General features: G+C 67.3%; 17 protein-coding genes. 5 read left to right on the forward strand and 12 right to left on the reverse strand.

Going from position 1 to position 21848, the window contains the following annotated elements; all coding sequences use genetic code 11:
• Positions 1-50: 50 nt before the first annotated feature.
• The gene (locus PA27867_RS15905; RefSeq protein ID WP_157109260.1) at positions 51-791 is read right to left on the reverse strand and encodes a hypothetical protein; all 741 of its coding nucleotides are present in this window, start codon (positions 789-791) and stop codon (positions 51-53) included.
• A 368-nt stretch (positions 792-1159) separates the two neighbouring features.
• On the opposite strand from PA27867_RS15905, the gene PA27867_RS15910 reads away from it, so the two are divergent.
• From PA27867_RS15910 to PA27867_RS20335, 4 genes are read left to right on the forward strand one after another with little or no spacing between them, the layout of a single operon-like run.
• Positions 1160-1744 (forward strand): acyltransferase, encoded by a 585-nt coding sequence (locus tag PA27867_RS15910; protein ID WP_066597983.1) that lies wholly within the window; start codon positions 1160-1162, stop codon positions 1742-1744.
• Positions 1741-3141, forward strand: coding sequence for a glycosyltransferase family 4 protein (locus PA27867_RS15915; protein WP_066597985.1), 1401 nt, complete (start codon positions 1741-1743; stop codon positions 3139-3141). Before PA27867_RS15910 ends, PA27867_RS15915 begins: the two co-directional genes overlap by 4 nt.
• A 5-nt stretch (positions 3142-3146) precedes the next feature.
• On the forward strand, positions 3147-5030 hold the full coding sequence (gene asnB / locus PA27867_RS15920; RefSeq protein ID WP_066597987.1) for an asparagine synthase (glutamine-hydrolyzing): 1884 nt from the start codon (positions 3147-3149) through the stop codon (positions 5028-5030).
• A complete protein-coding gene (locus PA27867_RS20335; RefSeq protein ID WP_167550854.1) occupies positions 5027-6904 on the forward strand; it encodes a glycosyltransferase family 2 protein in 1878 nt (625 codons plus the stop codon). Before asnB ends, PA27867_RS20335 begins: the two co-directional genes overlap by 4 nt.
• Before the next feature lie 100 nt (positions 6905-7004).
• On the opposite strand, the gene PA27867_RS20795 is transcribed toward PA27867_RS20335, so the two are convergent.
• Positions 7005-8588 carry a DUF4082 domain-containing protein gene (locus PA27867_RS20795; RefSeq protein ID WP_167550855.1) on the reverse strand — a complete coding sequence of 528 codons (1584 nt, stop codon included), beginning with the start codon at positions 8586-8588 and terminating at the stop codon, positions 7005-7007.
• A gap of 395 nt (positions 8589-8983) precedes the next feature.
• Here PA27867_RS20795 and PA27867_RS15935 point away from each other — a divergent pair, with 395 nt between their 5' ends.
• Entirely contained in the window at positions 8984-10051 is a 1068-nt protein-coding gene (locus PA27867_RS15935) for a glycosyltransferase family 4 protein (protein ID WP_167550856.1), read from the forward strand.
• Here the strand turns inward: PA27867_RS15935 and PA27867_RS15940 are convergent.
• From PA27867_RS15940 to PA27867_RS15985, 10 genes are all read right to left on the reverse strand, one after another.
• Complete coding sequence (locus PA27867_RS15940) at positions 10041-11957, reverse strand: O-antigen ligase family protein (protein ID WP_167550857.1); 1917 nt, start codon at positions 11955-11957, stop codon at positions 10041-10043. The genes PA27867_RS15935 and PA27867_RS15940 overlap by 11 nt on opposite strands.
• A 92-nt stretch (positions 11958-12049) precedes the next feature.
• On the reverse strand, positions 12050-12835 hold the full coding sequence (locus PA27867_RS15945) for a hypothetical protein (RefSeq protein ID WP_066597999.1): 786 nt from the start codon (positions 12833-12835) through the stop codon (positions 12050-12052).
• Positions 12832-14082, reverse strand: coding sequence for a hypothetical protein (locus PA27867_RS15950; protein ID WP_066598003.1), 1251 nt, complete (start codon positions 14080-14082; stop codon positions 12832-12834). Before PA27867_RS15950 ends, PA27867_RS15945 begins: the two co-directional genes overlap by 4 nt.
• A 7-nt stretch (positions 14083-14089) precedes the next feature.
• Positions 14090-15115 (reverse strand): glycosyltransferase family 2 protein, encoded by a 1026-nt coding sequence (locus PA27867_RS15955; protein WP_208857265.1) that lies wholly within the window; start codon positions 15113-15115, stop codon positions 14090-14092.
• A gap of 107 nt (positions 15116-15222) precedes the next feature.
• Positions 15223-16335: a DegT/DnrJ/EryC1/StrS family aminotransferase gene (locus PA27867_RS15960; RefSeq protein ID WP_066598006.1), complete on the reverse strand. Its 1113-nt coding sequence runs from the start codon at positions 16333-16335 to the stop codon at positions 15223-15225.
• Positions 16332-17801: a lipopolysaccharide biosynthesis protein gene (locus PA27867_RS15965; protein WP_066598008.1), complete on the reverse strand. Its 1470-nt coding sequence runs from the start codon at positions 17799-17801 to the stop codon at positions 16332-16334. The genes PA27867_RS15960 and PA27867_RS15965 overlap by 4 nt, the downstream gene beginning before the upstream one ends.
• Positions 17798-19009, reverse strand: a complete 1212-nt coding sequence (locus tag PA27867_RS15970) for a glycosyltransferase family 4 protein (RefSeq protein WP_157109263.1) — start codon at positions 19007-19009, stop codon at positions 17798-17800. Before PA27867_RS15970 ends, PA27867_RS15965 begins: the two co-directional genes overlap by 4 nt.
• A gap of 8 nt (positions 19010-19017) precedes the next feature.
• Positions 19018-19659, reverse strand: coding sequence for a NeuD/PglB/VioB family sugar acetyltransferase (locus PA27867_RS15975; protein ID WP_066598013.1), 642 nt, complete (start codon positions 19657-19659; stop codon positions 19018-19020).
• Complete coding sequence (locus tag PA27867_RS15980) at positions 19652-20800, reverse strand: DegT/DnrJ/EryC1/StrS family aminotransferase (RefSeq protein WP_066598015.1); 1149 nt, start codon at positions 20798-20800, stop codon at positions 19652-19654. The genes PA27867_RS15975 and PA27867_RS15980 overlap by 8 nt, the downstream gene beginning before the upstream one ends.
• Positions 20800-21846, reverse strand: a complete 1047-nt coding sequence (locus tag PA27867_RS15985; protein WP_236900744.1) for a dTDP-glucose 4,6-dehydratase — start codon at positions 21844-21846, stop codon at positions 20800-20802. Before PA27867_RS15985 ends, PA27867_RS15980 begins: the two co-directional genes overlap by 1 nt.
• Positions 21847-21848: the final 2 nt, after the last annotated feature.

Genomic DNA, 21848 nt, shown 5'->3' on the forward strand with positions numbered 1-21848 from the left:
TCCTTCATGCTGGCGCGATCGGCGAAGGAGATGTACATAATCCGGTGCCGCTACCGGGGAAGGACGAGGAGCGCGAGGATGGTGTAGCCGCTTCCTCCGCTTCCGGTCGGCGTCACGGTGACGGTGACTGACTCGGCACCGCGGTTGTACTCCCTGGCTGTCGACCCACCCACCGCAGGTGCCTCGGCCGGATTGAATCCGTAGGTGGCCAATGCCGCATCGTATTCAGCGAGCACCTCGGTTCCGGCCGTCGGTGTGGTCGCGGTCAGTGATGCGCGGACCCGCTCGTTCTCCACGGTGATGTCGGAGGTGGAGACCGTGGAACGGGCTGCAACTGGAATGCCGGAGGGGAAGCCGTCGACCACCTTGTTCTGGGCCGTGGCTGAGTCGGGAACCGGACCGGAAAGCAGGGCGGGCACCGGAACGGACGGCGGCAAGGTCGGGCTCGCTGCAGCGGAGTCGCTCACCGCCGGCGGGATTTCCGTGGCCGACTCTGGCTGGGCCGCCGCGGTGTCCGGCGAGTCTGATGCCGTCGGCACCGGAGGGCCGGGTATCGGCTCGTCACCGGCTCCAGGAGTCGGTGTGGGCCGGGCGGACGACGACGGAAGGCCGGCTGGGCCCCCTGCCAGCGGGGAGGCGGACGGTTGCCCCGACGGAGAGGAACTGGAACCTACGGCACCGCTCGTGCCCGGTGCCGGGGTGGTGAGGGCGATAACGATCACTACCGCCACCAGGAGGGCGAGCGCACCCACGGCGGCGGCCAGCCGGAGACGCCGGGTATTTGCAGTCACTTCTGAGCCTCGAATCTGGGAGTTCGCGGGAGCAAGCGAGGGCAGCATATCCAGGTTCTCGGGAGTGGGCGGCCCACCTTCGAGGGCCATTATGCAGGCCTGGCGCAACCGATTCGGCGAGGCAGGATTGTCCCCCGGACGGGTCGCAGCGACGCCGACGGGCATCGGGCTACTGTCCCTCGTGAACACATATGAGGGTTCGTCAATCTCTGTGTGATCGGGGGCGACCACCCAGCGGTTCGCCCTCCTAACCTCGTCCGCTACCTGTACACCCGAAATGCAGGGGATCCCGTGAACACCTCATTGCCCTGCCGAGCCTTTCGGCACCCCACTTGTCCCGCCCTGAACCCGCACGCGGGGAACGGCTGATGGCGTTCTCGGCCACCGCCGACATCGACCCGACGGCCGAGATAGCTCCCGGTACCATGATCTGGCATCTGAGCCAGGTACGTGAGTACGCCAGGATCGGCCCGGGCTGCATCCTCGGCCGCGGTTCGTACATCGGGCCGGGTGTGATTCTGGGCAAGAACTGCAAAGTGCAAAACTTCGCGCTGGTCTACGAGCCCGCGCTACTTGAGGACGGCGTCTTCGTCGGCCCAGCCGCCGTCCTCACCAACGACCAGTTCCCTCGGGCGGTAACCGTCGACGGTGTCAGAAAGACCGCAGACGACTGGGATCTCGTCGGTGTCACGGTGCGCACCGGGGCATCCATCGGCGCCCGGGCCGTCTGCATCGCGCCCCTCACCATCGGACGCTGGGCCACCATCGCCGCCGGCGCCGTAGTCACCAAGGACGTGCCTGATTTCGCCCTCATGGTCGGTGTGCCTGCCCGGCAGGTCGGCTGGGTCGGCCGGAGCGGCGTACCGCTGCGGGCGACCGGGGCCGACACGTTCACCTGCCCGGCCACCGGGGAACAGTACCGCGAACACGAAGGGAAACTGACGCTCCTATGATCCATGCAACTGCACAACCGACGAAACAGCGCGCACCCCGCGTGCTGATCATCGTTCAGAACCTTCCTGTGCCCCTCGACCGCCGAGTCTGGCTGGAATGCCAGGCGCTCAGTGCTCAGGGCTACTCGGTGTCGGTGATCTGCCCCAAGGGGCCGCATGACCCGGCCCGGCAGGTCATCGACGGCATCGCCATCTACAAGTACCTGCCCCCGCCCGAAGCGAAGGGAGCACTCGGCTTCGTCGTCGAGTTCGTCTACTGCTGGCTGCGCACGGCGTTGCTGTCCACCAGGGTCTGGCGAGAGCGCGGCTTCGACGTGATCCAGGCCTGCAATCCTCCGGACACGTATTGGGCCCTCGCCTGGCTGTGGAAGCGGATGGGCGTGCGTTTCGTGTTCGACCACCACGACCTGAATCCTGAGCTGTTCCTCTCCAGGTTCGGCCGCCCGCGTTCGGCTCTGGCCCGCGCCCAATTCAACGGCCTGCTCTGGCTGGAGCGGATGACGTTCCGTGTCGCCGACCATGTGATCTCCACAAATGCCTCGTATCGGTCGATCGCGTTGCGGCGGGGCAAGGTGGCTCCGGAGCGGGTCACTGTGGTGCGCAGCGGCCCGGATACAACGGTCATGCGCCCGAAGAACCCGGCTTCTGAGATCCGCAGGCACGCCGGCCCGCTGCTGGCGTATCTGGGCATCATGGGCCCACAGGACGGCGTCGACCAAGTCCTCACCCTCACGGACGAGCTGGTGAATGTGCGCGGCCGAACCAACCTGCGCGTGGTGATCATGGGCTTCGGTGACTGCCTCGAGGCCCTGCAGGGGCAGTGCACCGCCGCCGGCCTCGACCCGTACGTCACGTTCACCGGTCGGGTCGGACCTGACACCATCGGCGAGATCCTCAGTGCGGCCGACATAGGTCTCGGCCCTGACCTCAACACTCCCCTGAACAACCTGTCCACGATGAACAAGACGATGGAATACATGGCGTTCGCCCTCCCCTCCGTGTCTTTCGACCTTGCCGAGACCCGCTTGTCCGGCGGCGATGCGGCGATCTACGTGCCCTCAGGCGACATCTCGGCGTTCGCCGACGAGGTGGAAGCGCTGTTGGACGACCCCGTGCGACGGGCGGCCCTCGGCCGGGCGGCCAGGCAACGTGCCGAACGGGTGCTCGACTGGCAGGCTCAGGCACAGGCGTATGTCGGCGCGATGGACCAGGTGCTCGGCCGCCGCCAGGACCCCGCCGCGGCGGATGCGTGGCCGTTCACCCCCAGGGTGGTCACCGACCGAGCCGATGCCGTCGACCTGCAGGACTCGACCGCATTCGACCGCTTCCTGGTCACCCGCGGCCGCCCCGGGCACGGCGCCCCGGACCGCGTGGCCACGACGACGGTGTTGGAGTAGGAATCATGTGTGGCATTGCGGGCATCCAACGGTTCGACGGCGCTCCCGTCGATCCGCGCGTCCTTGCGGCGATGGCGCGGACGCTGGCGCACCGTGGCCCGGACGACCACGGCGTCTGGCGTCAGGGCTCAACCGGACTGGCCCACACCAGGCTGTCCATCATCGACCTTGCCGGCTCACGGCAGCCGATGGCCAGCGCCACGGGGCGCTGGGTGATCAGCTTCAACGGCGAGATCTTCAACTACCGAGCTCTCCGCGCCGATCTGAGCTATCCGTTCCACACCAATGGAGACACCGAGGTCATCCTGGCCGGGGTGAGCCGACACGGTATCGGTTTCGTCGACTCCCTCGTCGGCCAGTTTGCCTTCGCCCTGCATGACCGGGACACCGGCACCACCCACCTGGTTCGGGACCGCCTGGGAGTACTCCCCCTCTATTACGCTCACACCCCGGGGCAGCTGGTCTTCGGGTCTGAGATCAAAGCGCTCTTCCCGGCGATGGGTGTACAGCCCGAGGTGGACCCGGCCAGTCTGGACAGCTACCTTGCCGGCCGGTCGGTCCCAGCGCCGGACACTCTGTTCGCCGGGATCAACAAACTGCCGGCCGGGCACCGCGCCGAGGTCACCCGGGACGGTCGCGTGACCGTGACCAGATACTGGTGGCCGTCCGCGGAGGACCCACCGGGCCAGTGGACGCCGGAATCGGCCGTCGCGGCGGTCGACGAGGGCGTCACAACGGCCGTCAAATCCGCACTGGTTGCGGACGTGCCCGTCGGCGCCTACCTCAGCGGCGGGGTCGACAGCAGCCTGATCGTGGCCAAGGCCGCCGAGTTGCAGCCCGGCCACCGCGTACGCACATTCGCGGCCGGCTTCGGCGACCCCCGCACCGACGAGTTCCGCTGGGCACGACAGGTGAGTCAGCACGTCGGCACCGACCACCAGGAGGTTCTCGTTCGGGCCGCTGATTTCGAGTCACTGTGGTCCGAACTCACCTACCACCGGGATGCTCCGGTGTCCGAGCCCGCCGACATCGCGGTCTTCCGGCTGGCCCAGGCCGCACGGCAATCCGTGCGCGTGGTCCTGTCCGGGGAAGGCGGCGACGAGCTCTTCGCCGGCTACCCGAAGTATGCGCTGGCCCGCAGTGTGGCCACGGTGGGGCGGCTCCCCGCGCCAATTCGGGCCGGGGTCGCCGGCATGCTCGACCATCGGCTGCCCGATCGGATGTCCCGAGCCCGGATCGCGCTCCGTGCCGCTGCAGCCGGCACGCCCTCGGAGCGTCACCGCACCTGGTTCGCGCCATTCACCTCCTCCGAACGCCAGGAGCTACTCGGCGGCCCGCCGGACACCAGACGGACCAGGGCGCTCCCGGAGGGCGATGTCATCCGCCAGATGCTGCTCGCCGACCTCGACGGGTGGCTGCCGGACAACCTACTTGAACGCGGTGACCGCATGTCCATGGCCGCTTCCCTGGAGTTGAGGCCGCCGCTCCTTGACCATCGTCTGGTCGAGCTGGCTTTCCGGCTGCCGTCGGCGCTGAAGGTGAGGCACGGTGTGACCAAGTGGGTGCTCAAGGAGGTGGCCCGTCGCTATCTGCCGACCGAGATCGTCGACCGGAAGAAGGCGGGCTTCCGGGTGCCGCTGCGCGATTGGTTCCGGTCGGACCTGCGCGACTCCATGTGGGACAGACTGACCGGAACGGACTCGTTCGTCGCGCAGACCTTCGACCGCCGGGCGGTGCGAGCCCTGCTGGAACGGCACGAAAGCGGCCGGTTCAACGAGGAGAGCCGCATCTGGACGCTCATGAGCCTGGAGGTGTGGCACGAGACGTTCTTCGGCACGGCGACAACGCCAGGACTCTCGGCGGTCTCCAACAGGGTCGGACAACCGTGACGGATACTGCGAGTACGGCCTCGGACTCGGCCGGCTCTCCCACACCCGTCCTCGACTGCGCGATCATCCTGGTCGCCTATGACAGCGATGAGGACATCCCTCGGCTCCTCGACTCCCTGCCCGCCGCCGCCGCGGACCTCAGCTACGCGGTCTTGATTGTGGACAACAAGGCCGCTACGAGCCGCATTACCGCCCTCGTCGGCCAGCGTCCTCGGGTCACCGTGATCGACGCTGGTGGAAATCTCGGGTACTCCGGCGGCCTCAATGTGGGACTCGCGCACGCGCCCGCGGCAGAGGCAACGCTCTTCCTCAACCCTGATCTCGTGCTCGGGCCGGGTTCGATCGTCGCCCTCCTGCGCGAGTCGCGGTCGAATGGGGCGGCTGTCCCCGTCGTCTTGGACACGAGCGGTCGACGACAGCTGTCCCTACGGCGGGAACCCACACTGGGCCGCGCCCTGGGGGACGCCCTCTTCGGGGATCGCTGGCCCCGACGCCCTGGCTGGCTTTCTGAAACGGTGCGGCAGCCAAAGGACTACCTGGCGGGGCACGACGCGCAGTGGGCCACCGGGGCCGCACTCATGGTTCAGAACCATCTCATTTCGGCCGTCGGCGGATGGGATGCGGAGCGTTACTTCCTCTACTCGGAGGAGACCGACTACTGTCGCAGGATTCGGGCGACGGGAGCGTCAATACGCTTCTGTCCCGCTGCGCAGGTCACTCATGCCGGGGGCGGGTCCGGCAGTTCGCCGGCCTTGGACGCACTGCTCCAGGTCAACAAGGTCCGGTACTTTCGCAAGTGGCACGGCGGAGCGGCCACCGGGAGCCTGACGGTGGCCTTGTTCTGGGCCGTCGCTGTGCTGCACGGACTGCTTCGGCCACATAACCCGGGCGCCCGCCTCGCGCTCCGGGCGCTCATGTCCCCTCGCGCCAGAGCCACATTGCCCGCTCGCTCGTCACTGGCAATCGATGCACCGGTCGAATCCGATGCAGGTGACGGACGGCTGCAGCCGGATAGCGACAGGTCGCCCGCCGACCCAGACCCCGTCGCCAACGTCATCATTGCGGCCTACAACGAGGAGGCAGTGATCGGCCGCACTCTCGCGGCGCTCGGCGACCTGGCCCCGGCCGGGCGGATACGCGTCATTGTGGTCTGCAACGGCTGTACGGATCGAACCGCGGCAATCGCCCGCGGGTTCAATGGAGTGAGGGTCGTGGAGCTCGATCAGGCCTCGAAAGTGCTGGCGCTGAGGGCGGGTGATCTGCTCGCGGGACCTGGTCCGCGCATCTACCTTGATGCCGACGTCGTGATGACGTGCCGTGCGGTGCGGGACACTGCACGCCTACTCGAAGGCGACGTCACGCCGGCGGCCCGACCGCCAGTGCATTTCGACTCGACCGCCGCGAGCTGGCCGATGAGGCGTTGGTACGTCGTGCGCGCCCAGCTGCCGACGATCTCCAGCCGCCTCTGGGGTGCGGGCGCCTACGCCCTGTCGGAGTCCGGTCGTGCCCGATTCGGCGAGTTTCCCGAGCTGGTGTCGGACGATACCTTCATCGATGCTCTCTTTGCAGACAACGAGATCACGATAGTGCCGACAGAGCCGGTCGCTGTGCGCATCCCTCGCACAACGGCGGACCTGATGAAGATCATGCGGCGCTCATACCGCACCCAGTCCGAAGTCATCGCCTCGGCCGGCCGGCCCACATTCTCCGCCGGTCAGCGCGGCCAAGTGCGCGACCTGGTGGCGCTGCTCGTCAGGCATCCGACGGCACTGGTTGACGTTGCCCTCTACGTGACGATCGTGGCTCTGGCTCGTGTCTTGGCCGCCAGGGCCCGGTACACCACGTGGGAACGCGACGAGAGTTCGCGAGTCTGACTCCTCGCTCCCGGCCCGCGATGATGAAGCCGCGCAGGCACGAAGAAGGCGCCCGAAGCATGAGCTTCGGGCGCCTTCTCTGAAATGGTCGGTCTGCCGGTTAGCCGGCGTTGACGACCGTTCCGTTGGACATGACGTTGCCGGACCAGGCGTTTCCGTTACCGGAGGTGTACGAGGTCACGGGGCCGTACGAGCCACACTTCGGGAAGACGGAGGTTCCGAAGGTGTTGTTTGTGAACTTCGAGTTGGTAGCCGTGTTGCCGTTGGTGCTGCCGGCGTAAAGGCAGTATCCGCCACCGTTGAAGAGGTTGCGGTCGACAACGACGTTCCGGATGATCTCCATCTGGCTGTACAGGGCCAGTGAAGCCGAGAAGTTCGGTGCTGAACCAGCGTCGAGGCGGTTACCGGTGATGGTGAAGTTGGTGCCACCGAGGCTGATGATGGCCTCATTGTGACTGCCACCGTTCGCCGGGTCGCCGTGCACGACGAGGTCGTGGATCCACGAGTTCTTGATGGTGACGTTGGCCACGAGGCCGGCGCCCTTACCCCAGCCGCGGATGTTGCAGCCGTCGCAGGTGAGGTCGGTGTAGCCCACGGCGGGGAAGCCGCCGTCGGCGGCGCTGTTGTACGGGCCGACGACCTCGACGCGCTGGATCAGCGTGCCGGGGTACTTGCCCGCTGAGTCTCCCGTGTCAACTCGACCGGTCACCTTGGAGTTCTTGAGCGTGACGTTGGCGGCGCGAATGAACACGTCGCCCTTGATGTCGAGGCCTTCGACGACGGCACCGGGTGTGGTGATCGTGATGCTTCCAGAGGGCTTCAGCGACACACCGGCGGGGACACCGGTCGTGCTCGCGTCCGGCCATCCGGTCGGTGCCGGAGCGGGGTCGGGAGCAGGTGCGGGAGCCGGAGCAGTTGTGGGAGCCGGTGCCGGAGCCGGAGCCGGGTTGGGTGCCGGAGACGTCGGTGCAGGTGCCGGAGTCGTCGGTGCAGGTGCAGGTGCAGGGGTCGTCGGTGCAGGGGTCGTAGGCGCGGTGGCTCCGGTTGCGCTGAAGACGACGTCAACGAAGTAGTTGGCCGACTTGTAGGTCTTACTGGGGAATCCGCCCGAGGTGCCGTACTTGTACACGCCGGCGTTGGTGCCAGCGGTGAGCGCACCCTCGGTCTTGGCGGACTTGAAGTAGCCGGACGAGTAGGCGTAGTGCCCCTGGGGGGCCAGATAGGACACAACGAACTTCTGTCCGGCCTTGACGTCAACGGGGGCGGCCAGGGTGGCGGTCTGCCATCCGGTTGCGGTTTCGTTGGAGAAAGTCGCCGAGGCGAGCTTCTCACCGCTCGAGGACCACACGGTGCCCTTGTGGGTGCCCCCGTTACCGGCGCCCTTGTAGAAGCGGATGGCCGAGATCGACCCGGCCGAAGAGGACTTCAGTGCAACACCGACTTCGACTGCGTCGCCGTCTGCTGCCGCAGCAACGCTGGGCTTCGAAGAGGCGAAGAGGCTCGTAGCGGCAGTGGTGGTGGCCGTGTTGACGGCCTGCGGCACGCTGGCACGCGGGGTGTCGGCAAGTGCTGCCGTCGATCCCAGCGCGAGACTGACCGTGACCGCGGCGGCAAGTGCCGCGACGAGGGAGTTGCGACGCGTATGCGACCGCTCCCGAGTGGTTGAACGTACTATTTGCTTCATGGTTCGATGAACCTTTCCTGGATCGGGCGCGCCGATCACAAGCCCAAGGAACCTACGACGCGCCAATTTCGACCGCGTCGTGATCAAAACCTGAATTACTGTAACCCATTTGGGGGGTATTGCAAGCGTTTCCCGTCCCCCGATCGGGGGCCAAACTAAGAAAAACTCACGTTTTTGAGCATAGCCTGCGACTTCGCTAAAGCCGAATCCGGGAGTATTGGCTAGTATCTGGTCGTGCTCAGCCGCACTGGCGTGCTGTTGCAAGCGCGTGTCCACTGCACCTCCACATGACGAGAGCGGCCATGAGACTTCTGTACAGTTTTCCGCATTCATTGGATCGTCCTGGAATAGCTCTCACCGCGCGCCAGCAGGTTTTGGGATTGGCGCGGCTCGGTGTGCAAGTCGAGTTGTTCGCCACCTCGATCGGCGCACTCGAGCTGCCTCCGGGCGTCACGGTGCACACCACGCTGAGCGTCGGCGCCCTCAGGGTCCCGCACCGTGCCCTCGGCGTTCAGCGCGCTTACGACTACCACGATGCCGTGGTATCCCATTGGTTGTCCCGGCACGGCTCCGACATCGACATCGTGCACGCCTGGCCGCGCGGATGCCTGCGCACGCTGACCACCGCCCGCTCTTTGGGCATCCCAGCCCTGCGAGAATCGCCGAATCCGCACACAGCCAGCGTCATACGGCAGTCCGAGCTCGCAGCGGCCGACGCCGGCATCGAATTGCCGGCGACGCATTCGCACGCGTCCAACAGGGATGTCCTGGCCAGGGAACGCGAGGAGTATGCCGCGGCCAGCGCCGTGTTGGTGCCGTCCGACTACGCACGGGATGAGTTCCTGGCCGAGGGTTTTCCCGCGAGGTCCCTGCTCCAGCATCGGTACGGCTGCGATCTCGACCGATTCCCGGCCCGCACCGCGGTCCGCGGGCAGAGACCATTCCGTGCGGTGTTCGTAGGGCGCGGTGACCCGACCAAAGGCCTGCATGTCGCCCTCGAAGCCTGGCTGATCGCGAACCTCCCGAACGCCGAGTTCCTGATCGCCGGGGCCTTGCAGCCCGACTACGCCGCCGCCCTGGCCGACCTCCTCGCCCTGCCCACAGTGACGACCCTGGGCTTCGTGACCGATGTGTCCGCGCTGTTGCGGAGCGCTGACGTGATGCTGCTCCCGACCTGGACGGAGGGCAGCGCGCTGGTCACCCTCGAAGCCGAGGCCAGCGGTTGTGTTCCCCTGGTCAGCACGGCCGCCGGCGCGCTCGGCGACGACGGCATCGACTACCTTGAACATCCCGTCGGGGATCGTGCAGCCCTGGCTGCCCAGCTGGTTCTTATGGCAGGGGATGCCGAGGGGTTGGCGAGGCTGTCGACGCACGGAACCGCCCGGCGCGACTTCCTGTCCTGGGATCGGGCCGGCGAGGTCTTGCTCGAGCGATACTCCGATGCTGTCGGCCTCACTGTCTAGCCGGTTCGGGGATGCGGTGGCGGCGCGCGGCAGGCTGCGCCGACGCCTCCCGTGAAGCCGCGGGCACACGGCGGAGGATCGCGACGGCGAGCAGCGCGCCCAGGCCGAGCAGCAGCAGCAGCCCGCCCACCGCGGGCGCGCGGGACACGGGCCGTGTGAAAACGTCGGGTTGGCTGAAATCGTCCCTGACGAGAACCCGTACACCGAAGGGGATGCCCCGGTCGCTCTGCAAGATCGCCAGCTGATTCTTGATTTCGCGCAACACTCGGAGGGACTGGTCGGCGGCGGCTTCCGCCGTCGACGCCCGAGTGCTGATCCACACCAGCGGGCTGTTCCCGATGACCTCGGTGTAACGCTCGAGGCTGCCCTGCCCGGTGGCGACTGTGTAGTCCTCGACGCCGTCGTTGGACAATGCCGCCGCGACCGGGGCACTGTTCATGATGAAGACGACAATGTCGCCCATGCCAGGCACGTCAGTCTTGCTGTCATACCTGTTTTGGCCGGTCGCGGTTGGAATACCCAACAGCAGGGATCCCTGGGCCTCGAACCCGCCGGTCGCCTGGCCGATCGCGATGCTACCGCCGCCCAGGCAGAGGGCGAGGGCGCCGGCCAGCGCGGCCCTCGTCCACCCGCGAAGCACACGGGTTCGATGCACCGGCCGGCCCGGCCGGCCGGCCGGGGTGTGCCGCAATCGCCAGGCGGCTGCGGCCGCGCCCAGGACCAACGACAGCGCACCCATCGCCATCGGGAACCCGAAGACGTCGAAGGTGGCGCAGAGCACGGCGGCCGAGGTCAGGCTGGCCGCGAGCGCGTAGGCCTGCAGCCTGCGCTGTCGGTCGTTGGCCCGCAGTCCGGTCACCAGGCAGAGGGTGATGGCCGTGCCAAGCAGGCACACGAAGGCGATAAGCCCGATTACGCCCTGCTCCACCAGGATGCCGAGGAATTGGTTGTCAAGGGTGCGATACATGCTCGGCAAGAAGGTGAACGGTCCCCGGCCGACCCACGGTGACTGCACGAAGAAGGCCTCAACCGCCTCGTAGTCACGCACCCGGCCGTCGATGGACTGATCCTGTCCGGCATCGAGAAACAGTTCTCTGATCGTGCCGAGCAGTCCTGGCATCGCCAGGCGGAAGGCGACCGCCACCACAGGCAGGACCAGCAACATCCACAGCCGCTGACGGTTGGTGGCGACGCAGACCGCGAAGACCACCCCGATGATCAGGCCCAGCATGCCCGACCGGGACACCGTCAGCGGGATCGCGACTCCGATCAGGCCGAGCTGGGTCCACTGCCAGGCGCGCCGGCTGGTGGCGGTGAACGCCAAGTAGACCGCCAACGGCAGGATGATGCCGAGGACGGCGGCGAATTCGATCGAGTGCAATGCCGTCGCGCTCACTCGTGGGAACCCCGAGCGGGAGTAGAGCGAACCTCCGGACTCATTCGCCACCAGGCCAGGCAGGTGCAGCAACTCGATGAAGTTGATACCCCAGATGAACTGGACGATGCCCAGGCAGGCAAGCAAGGCGCCCATCAACACCAGCAGCCTGAGGAACGAAGCCAGCCTGGCGCGGCTGCGCATCGTATCGGCCACCAGGAGGATCACCCCAGCCCAGGACGCCAGCATGATCAGCCCGCGCACGGCTGACGACACCTCGGCTGCGGTGATCGGGCGCAACATTCCTGCGACGAATGCCAGCACGGTGGCGACGCACACCGCGGCCAGCGCCCAGTGCACCGCGGTCGCCTGCAGAAGCCGGTTTTGCCTGGTGACCAGGCCGATGAGCCACAACAGCAGGAAGAGTACCCCCAGGATTGTCGCGGGGGTTCCGGCGGCACCGAGCGGCCCGATCACGTAGATCGAGGGCGAGCCGATAAGCACAATGACGTAGACCTGCAGAATGACCATAGGGTCATAGGAAATCCGGCTCGACGCCACGTGCGCCGGCGCCGGTTGCTGCGGCGGTGCGCTTCCGGACGGGCCGATCTGCAGGGTGTCGGTCATCTCTGCCGACGGGCTTCCGACGGTTCCGGTACCAGGATGAAGTCGTCCACCAGATCGTGCTCGTCGAGGTCAGGCACCGACGCCGTCTCCGTGTCACGGTCTGCCCCTGCGGTCGGCTCGGTGTCCGGTGTTGAATCCCGCCGACGCCCGCGCGCTGGCCGGTTGCCGTCCCGCGGATGCACGCGGTGGCTCCGCCGCCGTTCGGCGAGCGCCATCACGAGGATGGTCAGGAGCAGCAGGCCGAGTGCCACTCCGACACCGTTGCGGATCGGCACCGCGTAGTTGAGTACCGCCTTCGGGTCGCGCGTCAACTGGGTGGCGGTGACCCACTGGTTCCGTGGCGCACCCGCACTCTCCTGCAGGGCATCGAGGCGCACACCTAGATCCTTGCCGAGGGAGTCCAGTGTCGCATAGGCGTTCGTGCGGCTGACGTCCTCGACCGTGATGGCGAGGAGGGGTGCAGAGAGGGAGGTGTCTCTGAACGTCGTGTACGTGAGTTGCGGCGCGTTGTCGGTGTAATGCTCGGTCGTGATCACGTCAGACAAGGACACCGCGAGGATATCGACGGTTGTCGAGACCCCATTGCCCAGCTGCAGGAACGGGTTGCCGGCGGTGCCGTCTGCGCCCAGGACCGGTGAGAGGAAGAGGTAGCTGGATTGCACCTTGTAGCTCACGGGTGACATCACCCCCATGATCACCCCGCCGACCATGGCCACGAGCACGCCGGGGATGACGATCCAGCGCCAACGGGTGAGCATCTGCCAGAGCTTTCTGAGCGTCATAGTCTTCCTCCTGCTGTGTGTGGCGCGTTTGTTCGTGGTCTCCTGCACGCCCCCTCGATGGCCTGCAACACCGTCGCTTGGGCGGGAGCCCAGGACACCTCGGCGACGCTAGCGGCCAATGCGTCGGGGCCCGCGATCCGGTGGCTGGCCAGGGCAATCTCCAGTGCTTCCGCCACCGCGCGCGGGGTCGGACGCGTCCAGGCGATGTGTGGGTTGGACAGATCGGCGCGAGTGCCGGCGGAGTCGTTGACAACCGGTGTCACCCCGGCGGCAAGCAGTTCGAAGGCGATGAGGGAGATGTTGGTAAACGACAGCGCGAGCCCGGCTCCACACCTGTTGTATAGCGTGTTGAGTTCGGTCGGGCTCATATGCCCGTGCACGACGGCGGGGAATGGCAACCGTCGCGCTGCCACCCCGAAGGTGTGGATCTGGACCGTCGGGTTGGCCTGGTGGAAGAGCTGCAACGCCATCAGACCGAGTTCGTAACCGCGTCTGGCCGTTCCGGGTTTGGCGTAGAAGATCACGGCGTCCCGTGACGCATGCTCGGTCACCGAATACCGCTCCCGGTCGCAGCCGAACTCCGCCACGATCGGCTCGGCGCCGAACCTGTCCTGCAGCTCGGCGGCCACCATCCTTCCGACCGTCAGGGGAATGAACCCGAATCGGTAGGTGTCTTCCGCGAGTTCGTACGCGCTCCCGCGCGGGTAGAAGTAGGGTTCGAAGTCCTGTACAAGGTAGAAGCGGACCCCGGGCACATCATTGCGGCCGGCCAGAATGTGCGCTGTCGGCCACGCTGTCGCGACGAAGGCATCCACGTTCTCGCCCGGGGTGCCCAGAGCGCCCACATCACGAACCTCGGCCCGCACACGCGGCCACCAGGTCCGGATGAGCTCCTGGTACTGCTGGGCGGATCCGCCCTGGCCGTCATATAAATAAAGGATGCACCGGTGCCCAGCGGCTTCAACGGCCTCGACGAACCTGAAAATCGTCGTGTGCCCCCCGGAGGCCGGACCGGGCGCGGTGAGCACCCAGCCGACGGTGAGAGCCTCGCCCGGTGCCCGGGCCGTCCGGGCAGGTGGGATCCTGACGGTCGCGGAATCCACGACGTCGGCAGCCTGGAGGTACATCGGCTCGCTGTCGCCGCCCCAGCGTTTCGAGGCACGCCTGGCCAACCGTTCGGCGACACCTCCCCAGCCCTCCCGGCGCAGGACGGCGGACACTTTACGTGCGTTCTCTGCTGCAGTCATGATTCCCTCACAGTCCAGTCGACCGCCAGCGCAAGCTGCGGATCTCTCGCGTTCCCCGGTACGCGACCGCGCGGGTGAATAGGTACGGCGACCACTTCGCCCGGTGGCCGAGTCTCTGCGCACGGCGCAACACCGGCAGGTGTTCGATCGACGCGGGCGGGACGTCGAGCTCAGCCGCAAAACCGAGGAGCAGTTCGGTCTGTGTCTCGTTTCCATGGCCGGCGGAATACGATTGCGCGGCGCGGGCGACGGCCTCATTGGCCAATGCAGTGTGTGCTGTCCGGAGGAGCGATTCGGCCCGTGGACGATCCTCGGCCTCGGCTGGCGGTTCGAAGAGCAGATCGAACGCGGCGGCTCGTTCCCGCAGGTCAGTGAGGACATCGACCTCGCGGGCGGACAGGCTGTCGGCGTGTTCACGATGCCAGGCCTGGTCCGCACCGTTGATCCAGGCGACATCGGCATGCCAGGCAAGCCGGAACCACATTTCCATATCGTGGGTATGCGCCAGGGCACGCTGCCCGCCCACCGCGTGTACCAGGCTCATCCGCATCAACACTTCAGGCGAGGTGATGCAGTTCACTCCGAGCCGACAGCGCAGCTCAAGCCAGTTTCGACCTGGCCAAACGGTCCACGACGCCGCAGTGCGCCGATGGCGCACCGGCACCGGGCCCGAAAAGTGCACCGGATGCCCGTACACGAATCCGACGCCGGGGTACGCCTCCGCAACGGCGGTCGACCTCCCGAGGGATCCGGGGGTGAGCAGATCGTCAGCGTCCAGCCGAACCAGGTACTCGCCCGTAGCAGCGGCGAGTCCCTCGTTGAAGGTCGCGACCGGTCCACCGTTGAGTGAGCGGGTGATGACCCTGACTCGGGAATCGGAGCTCGCCAAGCGAGTGGCGATCGAGACGGAGTCGTCGGTGGATGCGTCGTCGACGATGATCACCTCGGTGCGCACTCCGGCCTGGGACAGGACACTCTGCACTGCCGTGGCCAGGTAATGCCCGTAGTTGTAGTTCGGGATCACGACGCTCACCAGCGGTGCGCGTCGCGGGACCTGGGGCAGGGCACGCCCTGACCGCACGGCACTCGCCCGCAACCGGAAGCCCGGTTCCGTCCTACTCCTGGCCGACCGCATCACGCTCATGCCTCGATCGCCCGCCGCAACTCGTCCACGATGTGTTCCTGCTGGCCGCGGGATATGCCGGGGTAGATCGGCAGGGACATGATCTCGCCCGCGAGACTCTCGGCGACGGGAAACTCGCCGATGCCCTGCCCCAGGAAGGCGAAGGCGGGCAGGAGGTGGACCGGCGCCGGATAGTGGACGGACGCCCCGATGCCGACGGCGTTCAACCGGTTCACGACCAGATCACGGCGCGGCACCCGGATGACGTAGAGGTGGAACACGTGCTCGTTGCCCGCGACCACGCGGGGTGCCCGAACGTCGGGAAGGTCGGCTACGAGATCGTCGTAGACCGCGGCCGCGTCCCTCCGCCACTGGTTCCAGCCGTCGAGTCGGGCCAGTTTTGCCCGGAGCACCACGGCTTGCAGCCCATCGAGCCGGGAGTTGACGCCGATCAGGTTGTGCTCATAGCGGCGGACACCGCCGTGATTGCGCATCATGCGCACTCGTTCGGCCAGTTCGGCGGAGTCGGTCATGACGGCGCCGGCGTCGCCGTAGGCACCGAGGTTCTTCCCAGGGTAGAAACTCGTGCCGGCGATATCACCCAGGGAACCCGCCCGGCTGCCGTGACGCAGAGCTCCCTGTGATTGCGCGGCGTCTTCGACCAGCAGGACATCGTTCCCCGCCAGGTCCCGAAGGGTCTCCATCGGCGCGGCTTGTCCGTAGAGGTGCACCCCGATGATGGCTCGCACCCGTGGGCCGAGGGCAGCAGCGGTGGCGGCGGGGTCGATCAGGAAATTCTCGTCACAATCGACCAGGCGCAGGGAGGCGCCGGAGCGGAGCACCGCTTCGGCGGTGGCGACGTAGGTGTTGACAGGAACGATGACGTCGTCGCCGGGACCGATGCGGCCGGCTCGGAGCGCCAGCTCCAGGGCGTCGGTGCCGTTTCCCACGCCGACGACGTGCCCGATCCCACAGTAGGCAGAGAATTCGGCTTCAAAGGCATCCACCTCCGGGCCAAGGATATAGGCGCCGCTCGCCAGCACCCGATCGAAGCCGTCCCGGACCTCGTCTTCGATCGCTGCGTGCTGCAGCTGGAGGTCGACCAATGGGATCTTGGTGATTTCGGTCATGAGTTTCTCTCTTCCACGGGCGAGTTCGGTGTAGCGATGGGGTCAGGAGCGGGCGTGGGCGTGCGCGCGGGGATGCGGGCCCGGACCCACCTGAAGATGAGGAGGAGGTAGACGGCACCGCCGGCCAATCCTCCGCCGATGAGCGCCGGCAGGTCGTTCGGGAGGAGCAGGGTTGCGCCCAGGACGGTCAGCGCTGCCGGAATCATGGCCGCGACAGGCTGCCAGCCGAGTTTCAGCACCAGCCGGACATCGGCGCCGGAGCGCCGGGCTGCGATGAGGTAGGCGGGCAGCACGATCACCAGGCTGACGGCGAGGTGCGCCCAGGCGGCGCCCTCGATGCCCCACCGCAGGGTGCCGAAGATGGTCGCGGGCACCAGCACGACGAACCAGAGCACTTGAATGGCCAGCACCTCCCGGGAGGCGCCCCTGGACAGGAGGTAGGACACGATGAGGTCGAAAATCGCCCGGACGGCACCGAACAACCCGAGAGCCGCGAGCACCGGCGCTGCGGCGGCCCACTTGTCGCCGTAGACGACCGCGATGAGGGGGCCGCTGAGGAGCGCGAGGAACGCGCCGGCCGGTACCGCCACCGCCCACGTGAGCGAGGTCGCGGTGGCCAACGAGGGATCGTTTCGGGCCACGACGGTTCGGGAGAATGTGGGTAGTGCGACCGACCGTACGATTTGCCCGAGTGCGGTCATTGGCCAGCTGGAAATGTTGAAGGCCAGGAAATAGAACCCCAGCGCGACGGGACCGCTGATTCGGGAGATGACGACGTTGTCGATGTTGAGCAGCGCCCAGGACAGCAGGTTGGCCGCAGCGATCGGGAGACCGAAGGCGAGGACGGGACGCACGACAGCCCGATCGATGCCGTATCTGGGGCGTTCGCCGGAGAGCGCGAACTGGAGGATCAGGGTGACCGATTGGGCGGCGACCCGTCCGACGGCCAGAGCCATCACGCCCCACCCCGCCCACAGGAGCAGCAGGGTGATGGTGGTCCCCACCACGAAGTCGATCGCCGCGATCAGGAACAGCCGCTTCTGTTGGAAGCGCCGCTGGAGCATGGAGTACGGAACGAGGCCGGCACCGCCGAGGAGGAGTGTGAAGGAGAGGACGACGATAACGTTCCCGGCGGCCGGGCTGCGCAGGAGCGAGGCCACGGAGTGGGCGGACAAGGCCATCCCTGCGGTCATGACCGCGCCGGCGGCGAGACCGAAGGTGGCGACCGTCGGGGCGATCCGTTTGGGGTCGGGGGTGCGGATCAGGTCCGCGCTCAGGCCGAGGTCGGCGAGGGTGATCAGGACCGCCTGCACAGTGAGCGCCACCGCGAAAACGCCGAACTGTTCCGGGGTCAGCAGCCGGGCGAGAACGATACCGACGGCGAAGGTGCCCACCCTGAGGATGAGGGTGCTGATCGTGCTCCAACCCAGCGCGCCGCGCACCTGGGCCGATTCGACGGGGGTCATCGGGCGGCCCCGTTCGCGGTGACGGGGATTCGCCCCGCTCGGGTAGCGAACGCGGCGGCACGGTGGCGCGCCATGGCGAACTTGAAGCGTGCAAGCCGGATTCCGGCGCTGGCCAGGCCCCGGTGGGAAGCCGCGCGGGAGCCGGGTTCGGCCAGCGCCACGTTGTAGACCTCGACGAGGTCCCTGCTGGCCCTGGCCAGGCTGAACCGGTCGACCACCAGGTCGCGGCCGAAGGTACCGAGTTCCCGACGCCGGCGTGCATCACGAAGCAGGGGGTGCAGTATCCCCAGTAGGGTGGCCGCGCCCGCTCCGCCATGGCCGTACCAGCCCTCGTCGAGGAACCTCTGCAGTGTCGACGGTTCGGCGAGGCACCAGAATCCCGCTGCGCCCTGCACGATGAGCGGCTTGGCGAACGCCATGCCCTTGAGCGCCGAACTGCCCATTCCGAGCACCACGTCCGCTGCGGCGTAGGCATCCCGCGGGTCGAGCAGTCCGCCCGTGACGGTGACGACCTCTCGCCCGTGGCGCCGGTTGACTACATCGGAGTGCGCCCGCACATCGGGAAGTTCGGCTCCGTCGCCCACAATGAGGAGCCGCACGGGCCGTTCGGTGGCCAGCTCGTCGACCGCGGCGATCGCCGTGTGCACGCCCTTGACCTTCTCAAGGTCGGTGACGATCCGGCCGACCACAGTGAGCACCAGGTCATCGGGCCGGAAGCCGAACCGGCGCCTGGCGGCGGCCACGTCACCGGGGGCGTTCCGTGTCGTGTCCACCGGCGGTTCGATCAGGCTCACCCGTGCGAACCGGCGGGCCTGTTGCTCGGCCAGCTCCGCGGTCCCAACGACGAGGGGGCAGTGCCGCGGCAGGAAATCCGGCACCGACATCGACAGTACCGTGGCGACAAGGGGGACCCCGAGTCGGCGATGCGGACCGAATGCGAGGTCAATGGTCGGGCCCCACTCGTAGCCGTGGACGAGGTCCACTCGGCGGCTGCGCACCAGCGCGGTCAGGGCAGAGATGTTCCGGCGCGATGGCCATCGCTGATCGTCAGGCGCGACCGTGTAATGGAGGCCGAGGTCATCGACCATGGTGACGAGTGGACCCTCGGGTCCGAACATCGATACGTCGTGCCCGAGATCGGCCACGCCGCGGGCAAGCTCCACCGCGTTGGTCTGACTGCCGCCGACCTCCATGCGGGCCGGGGACACCAGGATCCTCACTGGGCCCGCCTGCCGAGTGATCGTGCCGGCAAGCCGGCCCAGGTCTCCCCGTCCGGAAGATCGGTGAGGAGCACCGCACCCATACCGAGCACCGTTCCCGCTCCCACCGTCACGTTCTCGCGAACGCTGGCGTTCATACCCAGGTAGGCGCCCCGCCCCACCCGAACCGAACCGCCCAGCGTCACTCCGGCGCACAGGGTCGCGAAGTCGGCCACGACGTTGTCGTGCGTCAGCGTCACGTGCGGCATGGCAACAACGTGACGTCCCACCTGGACCAAGGCGGTCAAGACCACACCGGCCAAGAGGATGCTGCCCGCCCCGACGACGCAGCCGGGAGGGATCTCGACTGCGGGGTGTACGACGGTCGCGTACCGGTGGTCAGCGACGCCCAGCAGGGTCAATCGGGCCGCGATGGTCTCGCGCCGGGTTCCTCGTCCGACACAGATGACGATGGCCGCTTCTGGATAGTTCCCGACCTCATCGATGGTCCCCAGCACCGGGGCGCCGCCGACCAGGGTGTGCCTGAGTTCGGCCCGATCGTCGAGTACAGCGATCTCTCGCGTATAGTGCTCGCCCGCCAGCACGGCCAGCACTTCCCGTGCCAGGCCGCTCGCACCGAGCAAGAGCAGATCAACCATGGCGTACCGCCAGTTGACTGACCAGGCAGTCGATGACCCGTTCCTGATCGGTGTCGGTCAGCTGGTGGTAGACGGGCAGGATGAGAGTGTTTTCGGTGAGCCAGTCGGTAACGCCGAGGTCGGCCGAGCCGGTGTCGCGGTTCCGATAAGCGGACTGCCGGTGGGCGGCCATGATGCCGGGCCTGGCCGAGATCCCGGCGTCGGCGAACTGCTTGAGTAGTTGGTTCCGCGAGCGAGGATAATCGGAGCCCACCTCGATCCAGAACGACTGGAAATTGCACGTGCCCCAGGCCGGGTCGGTGCTGGCACGAAGTCCCCTGACACCGGAGAGCGCGTCGATGTAGACGTCCGCGATCTCCCGGCGCCGGCGCACGATTTCGGGCAGGCGCCCAAGCTGCACGATGCCGACCGCGGCCTGTAGGTCGGTCATGCGGTAGTTGAAGCCGATCTCGGGGTATTCCTCGACCACCGGCAGAACGGAGGCGTGGCGATCGGTGGCGGACACACTCATGGAGTGCTCCCGCAGGCTGCGCGCCCGGGCGGCCCAGTCGGGTCGTGTGGTCGTGAGCATGCCGCCCTCGCCCGTAGTGAGGATCTTGCGCGGGTGGAAGGACCAGGCGGTCAGTTCTGCGCCCGCGCCAACCGGCCGGCCGCGGTAGGTGGACCCGGCGCCGCAGGCAGAGTCCTCGATCACGACGATCCCGCGGTCGTCACAGAGCGCCCTGATCGGATCGAGGTCGACGGGCACACCGCCCTGGTCGACCACGATGACGGCCCGGGTGCGGGGGGTCAGGGCAAGCCGGAGTGTCTCTGCGGTGACGTTACCAGTACGGGCGTCCACGTCGGCGAAAACCGTTCTGGCACCCACGTAGGACGGGGCGTTCGCCGTGGCGATGAAAGAGAACGACGGGAGCACGACGTCGTCACCAGCGCCGATTCCGGCCACGACCAGTGCCAGGTGCAGCGCCGTCGTGCAGTTGGAGGTGGCGACCGCATGCGGCGCTTCCATTGCCAGGGCGAACTGGGCTTCGAAGGCGGCCACCCTGGGGCCCTGTGCCACCCAGCCGGACTCGATGACCTCGGTGACCGCGGCGACTTCTTCCGCGCCCATCCACGGCTTCATCACGTTGATGCGCTCCATCAGGTCACCGCCCCGGTGAGCCAGTTGCGGTCGGCGACTCGGTCGAGCATCTCGGATCGGGTCTGCCGGTTGTTCGAGAACCAGTCGACGAGCTGGGCGACGCCGTCGTCGAATCCGACGCGCGGTTCGAACCCGGTGAGCGTTCGCATCCGGGTAGGGTCGCCGATGAGTCTGCGCACGTCGCCCGGCCGGGCTTCGACGTGTTCCGGTGTCAGGTCGGGCCGGCGGGCGGCCAGCGCGACGGCCGCGCACAGCTCGTTCATGGTGACCTCGGTTCCTGACCCGAGGTTGAGGGTTTGGCCGGCTGCGCCGGAGGCTTTGGCCAGCAGTGCCAATGCGTTGGCCGTGTCGGACACGTGCATGAAGTCCCGGGTCTGTTCGCCGTCACCGAAGATCAGCGGCCGGTGTCCGGCGAGCAATCTCACGATGGTGCGAGGCAGGACCTCACCGCTGTCACCCTCGAAGTGGCTGCGCGGCCCGTACGTGTTGAAGGGCCGCACGACGACCGTGTCCATGCCGTAGGTGCGATAAAACGCCCGGGCGTAGGCCTCTCCGGCGAGTTTCCCTCCCCCGTAGACGGTCTCCGGCCAAGTGGGGTGTTGTTCGTCCATCGGGGCATATTGGGCGGTGCCGAAAACCTCGCTGGTGCTGACGTAGATGAACCGGTCCACTACGTGCTCCCGCGCGCTGATCAGCATGTCGAGGCTGCCGCTCGCGTTGACGAGGTGGTTCTCCACCGGGTCGTGCAGGCTGTGGCGCACACCGAGGCAGGCCAGGTGGTAGACGATGTCGATGTCGGTGAGGGCGGCATCCCTGGCCGCACGGTCCCGTACATCACCGGTGATCAGGGAGACGGACGGGTTGTCGTCAAGATGGGCCAGGTTCTCCCGGGTGCCGTTGACCAGGTTGTCCAGCACCCGAACCTGCGCGGCCCCGCGGGCCAGGAGCGTGTCGACAAGGTGACTGCCGATGAACCCGGCGCCGCCGGTCACGAGGACTCGGCTGCCGCCCAGATCGGCGGCGGGGTTCTGCTCGTGACCGGTCACCG

Origin of the sequence: Cryobacterium arcticum, from assembly GCF_001679725.1 — a bacterium.
In the GTDB taxonomy this organism is placed as follows: Bacteria; Actinomycetota; Actinomycetes; order Actinomycetales; family Microbacteriaceae; genus Cryobacterium; species Cryobacterium arcticum_A.

Excerpts from the sequence above, each read along its gene's own strand:
- PA27867_RS15915 (WP_066597985.1), top strand. The coding sequence starts at position 1,741 with ATGATCCATGCAACTGCACAACCGACGAAACAGCGCGCACCCCGCGTG.
- PA27867_RS15945 (WP_066597999.1), bottom strand. The coding sequence starts at position 12,835 with ATGACGCTCAGAAAGCTCTGGCAGATGCTCACCCGTTGGCGCTGGATC.
- PA27867_RS15980 (WP_066598015.1), bottom strand. The coding sequence starts at position 20,800 with ATGGAGCGCATCAACGTGATGAAGCCGTGGATGGGCGCGGAAGAAGTC.
- PA27867_RS20795 (WP_167550855.1), bottom strand. The coding sequence starts at position 8,588 with ATGAAGCAAATAGTACGTTCAACCACTCGGGAGCGGTCGCATACGCGT.
- PA27867_RS15940 (WP_167550857.1), bottom strand. The coding sequence starts at position 11,957 with ATGGTCATTCTGCAGGTCTACGTCATTGTGCTTATCGGCTCGCCCTCG.
- PA27867_RS15950 (WP_066598003.1), bottom strand. The coding sequence starts at position 14,082 with ATGACTGCAGCAGAGAACGCACGTAAAGTGTCCGCCGTCCTGCGCCGG.
- PA27867_RS15975 (WP_066598013.1), bottom strand. The coding sequence starts at position 19,659 with ATGGTTGATCTGCTCTTGCTCGGTGCGAGCGGCCTGGCACGGGAAGTG.
- PA27867_RS15910 (WP_066597983.1), top strand. The coding sequence starts at position 1,160 with ATGGCGTTCTCGGCCACCGCCGACATCGACCCGACGGCCGAGATAGCT.
- PA27867_RS15960 (WP_066598006.1), bottom strand. The coding sequence starts at position 16,335 with ATGACCGAAATCACCAAGATCCCATTGGTCGACCTCCAGCTGCAGCAC.
- PA27867_RS15965 (WP_066598008.1), bottom strand. The coding sequence starts at position 17,801 with ATGACCCCCGTCGAATCGGCCCAGGTGCGCGGCGCGCTGGGTTGGAGC.
- asnB (WP_066597987.1), top strand. The coding sequence starts at position 3,147 with ATGTGTGGCATTGCGGGCATCCAACGGTTCGACGGCGCTCCCGTCGAT.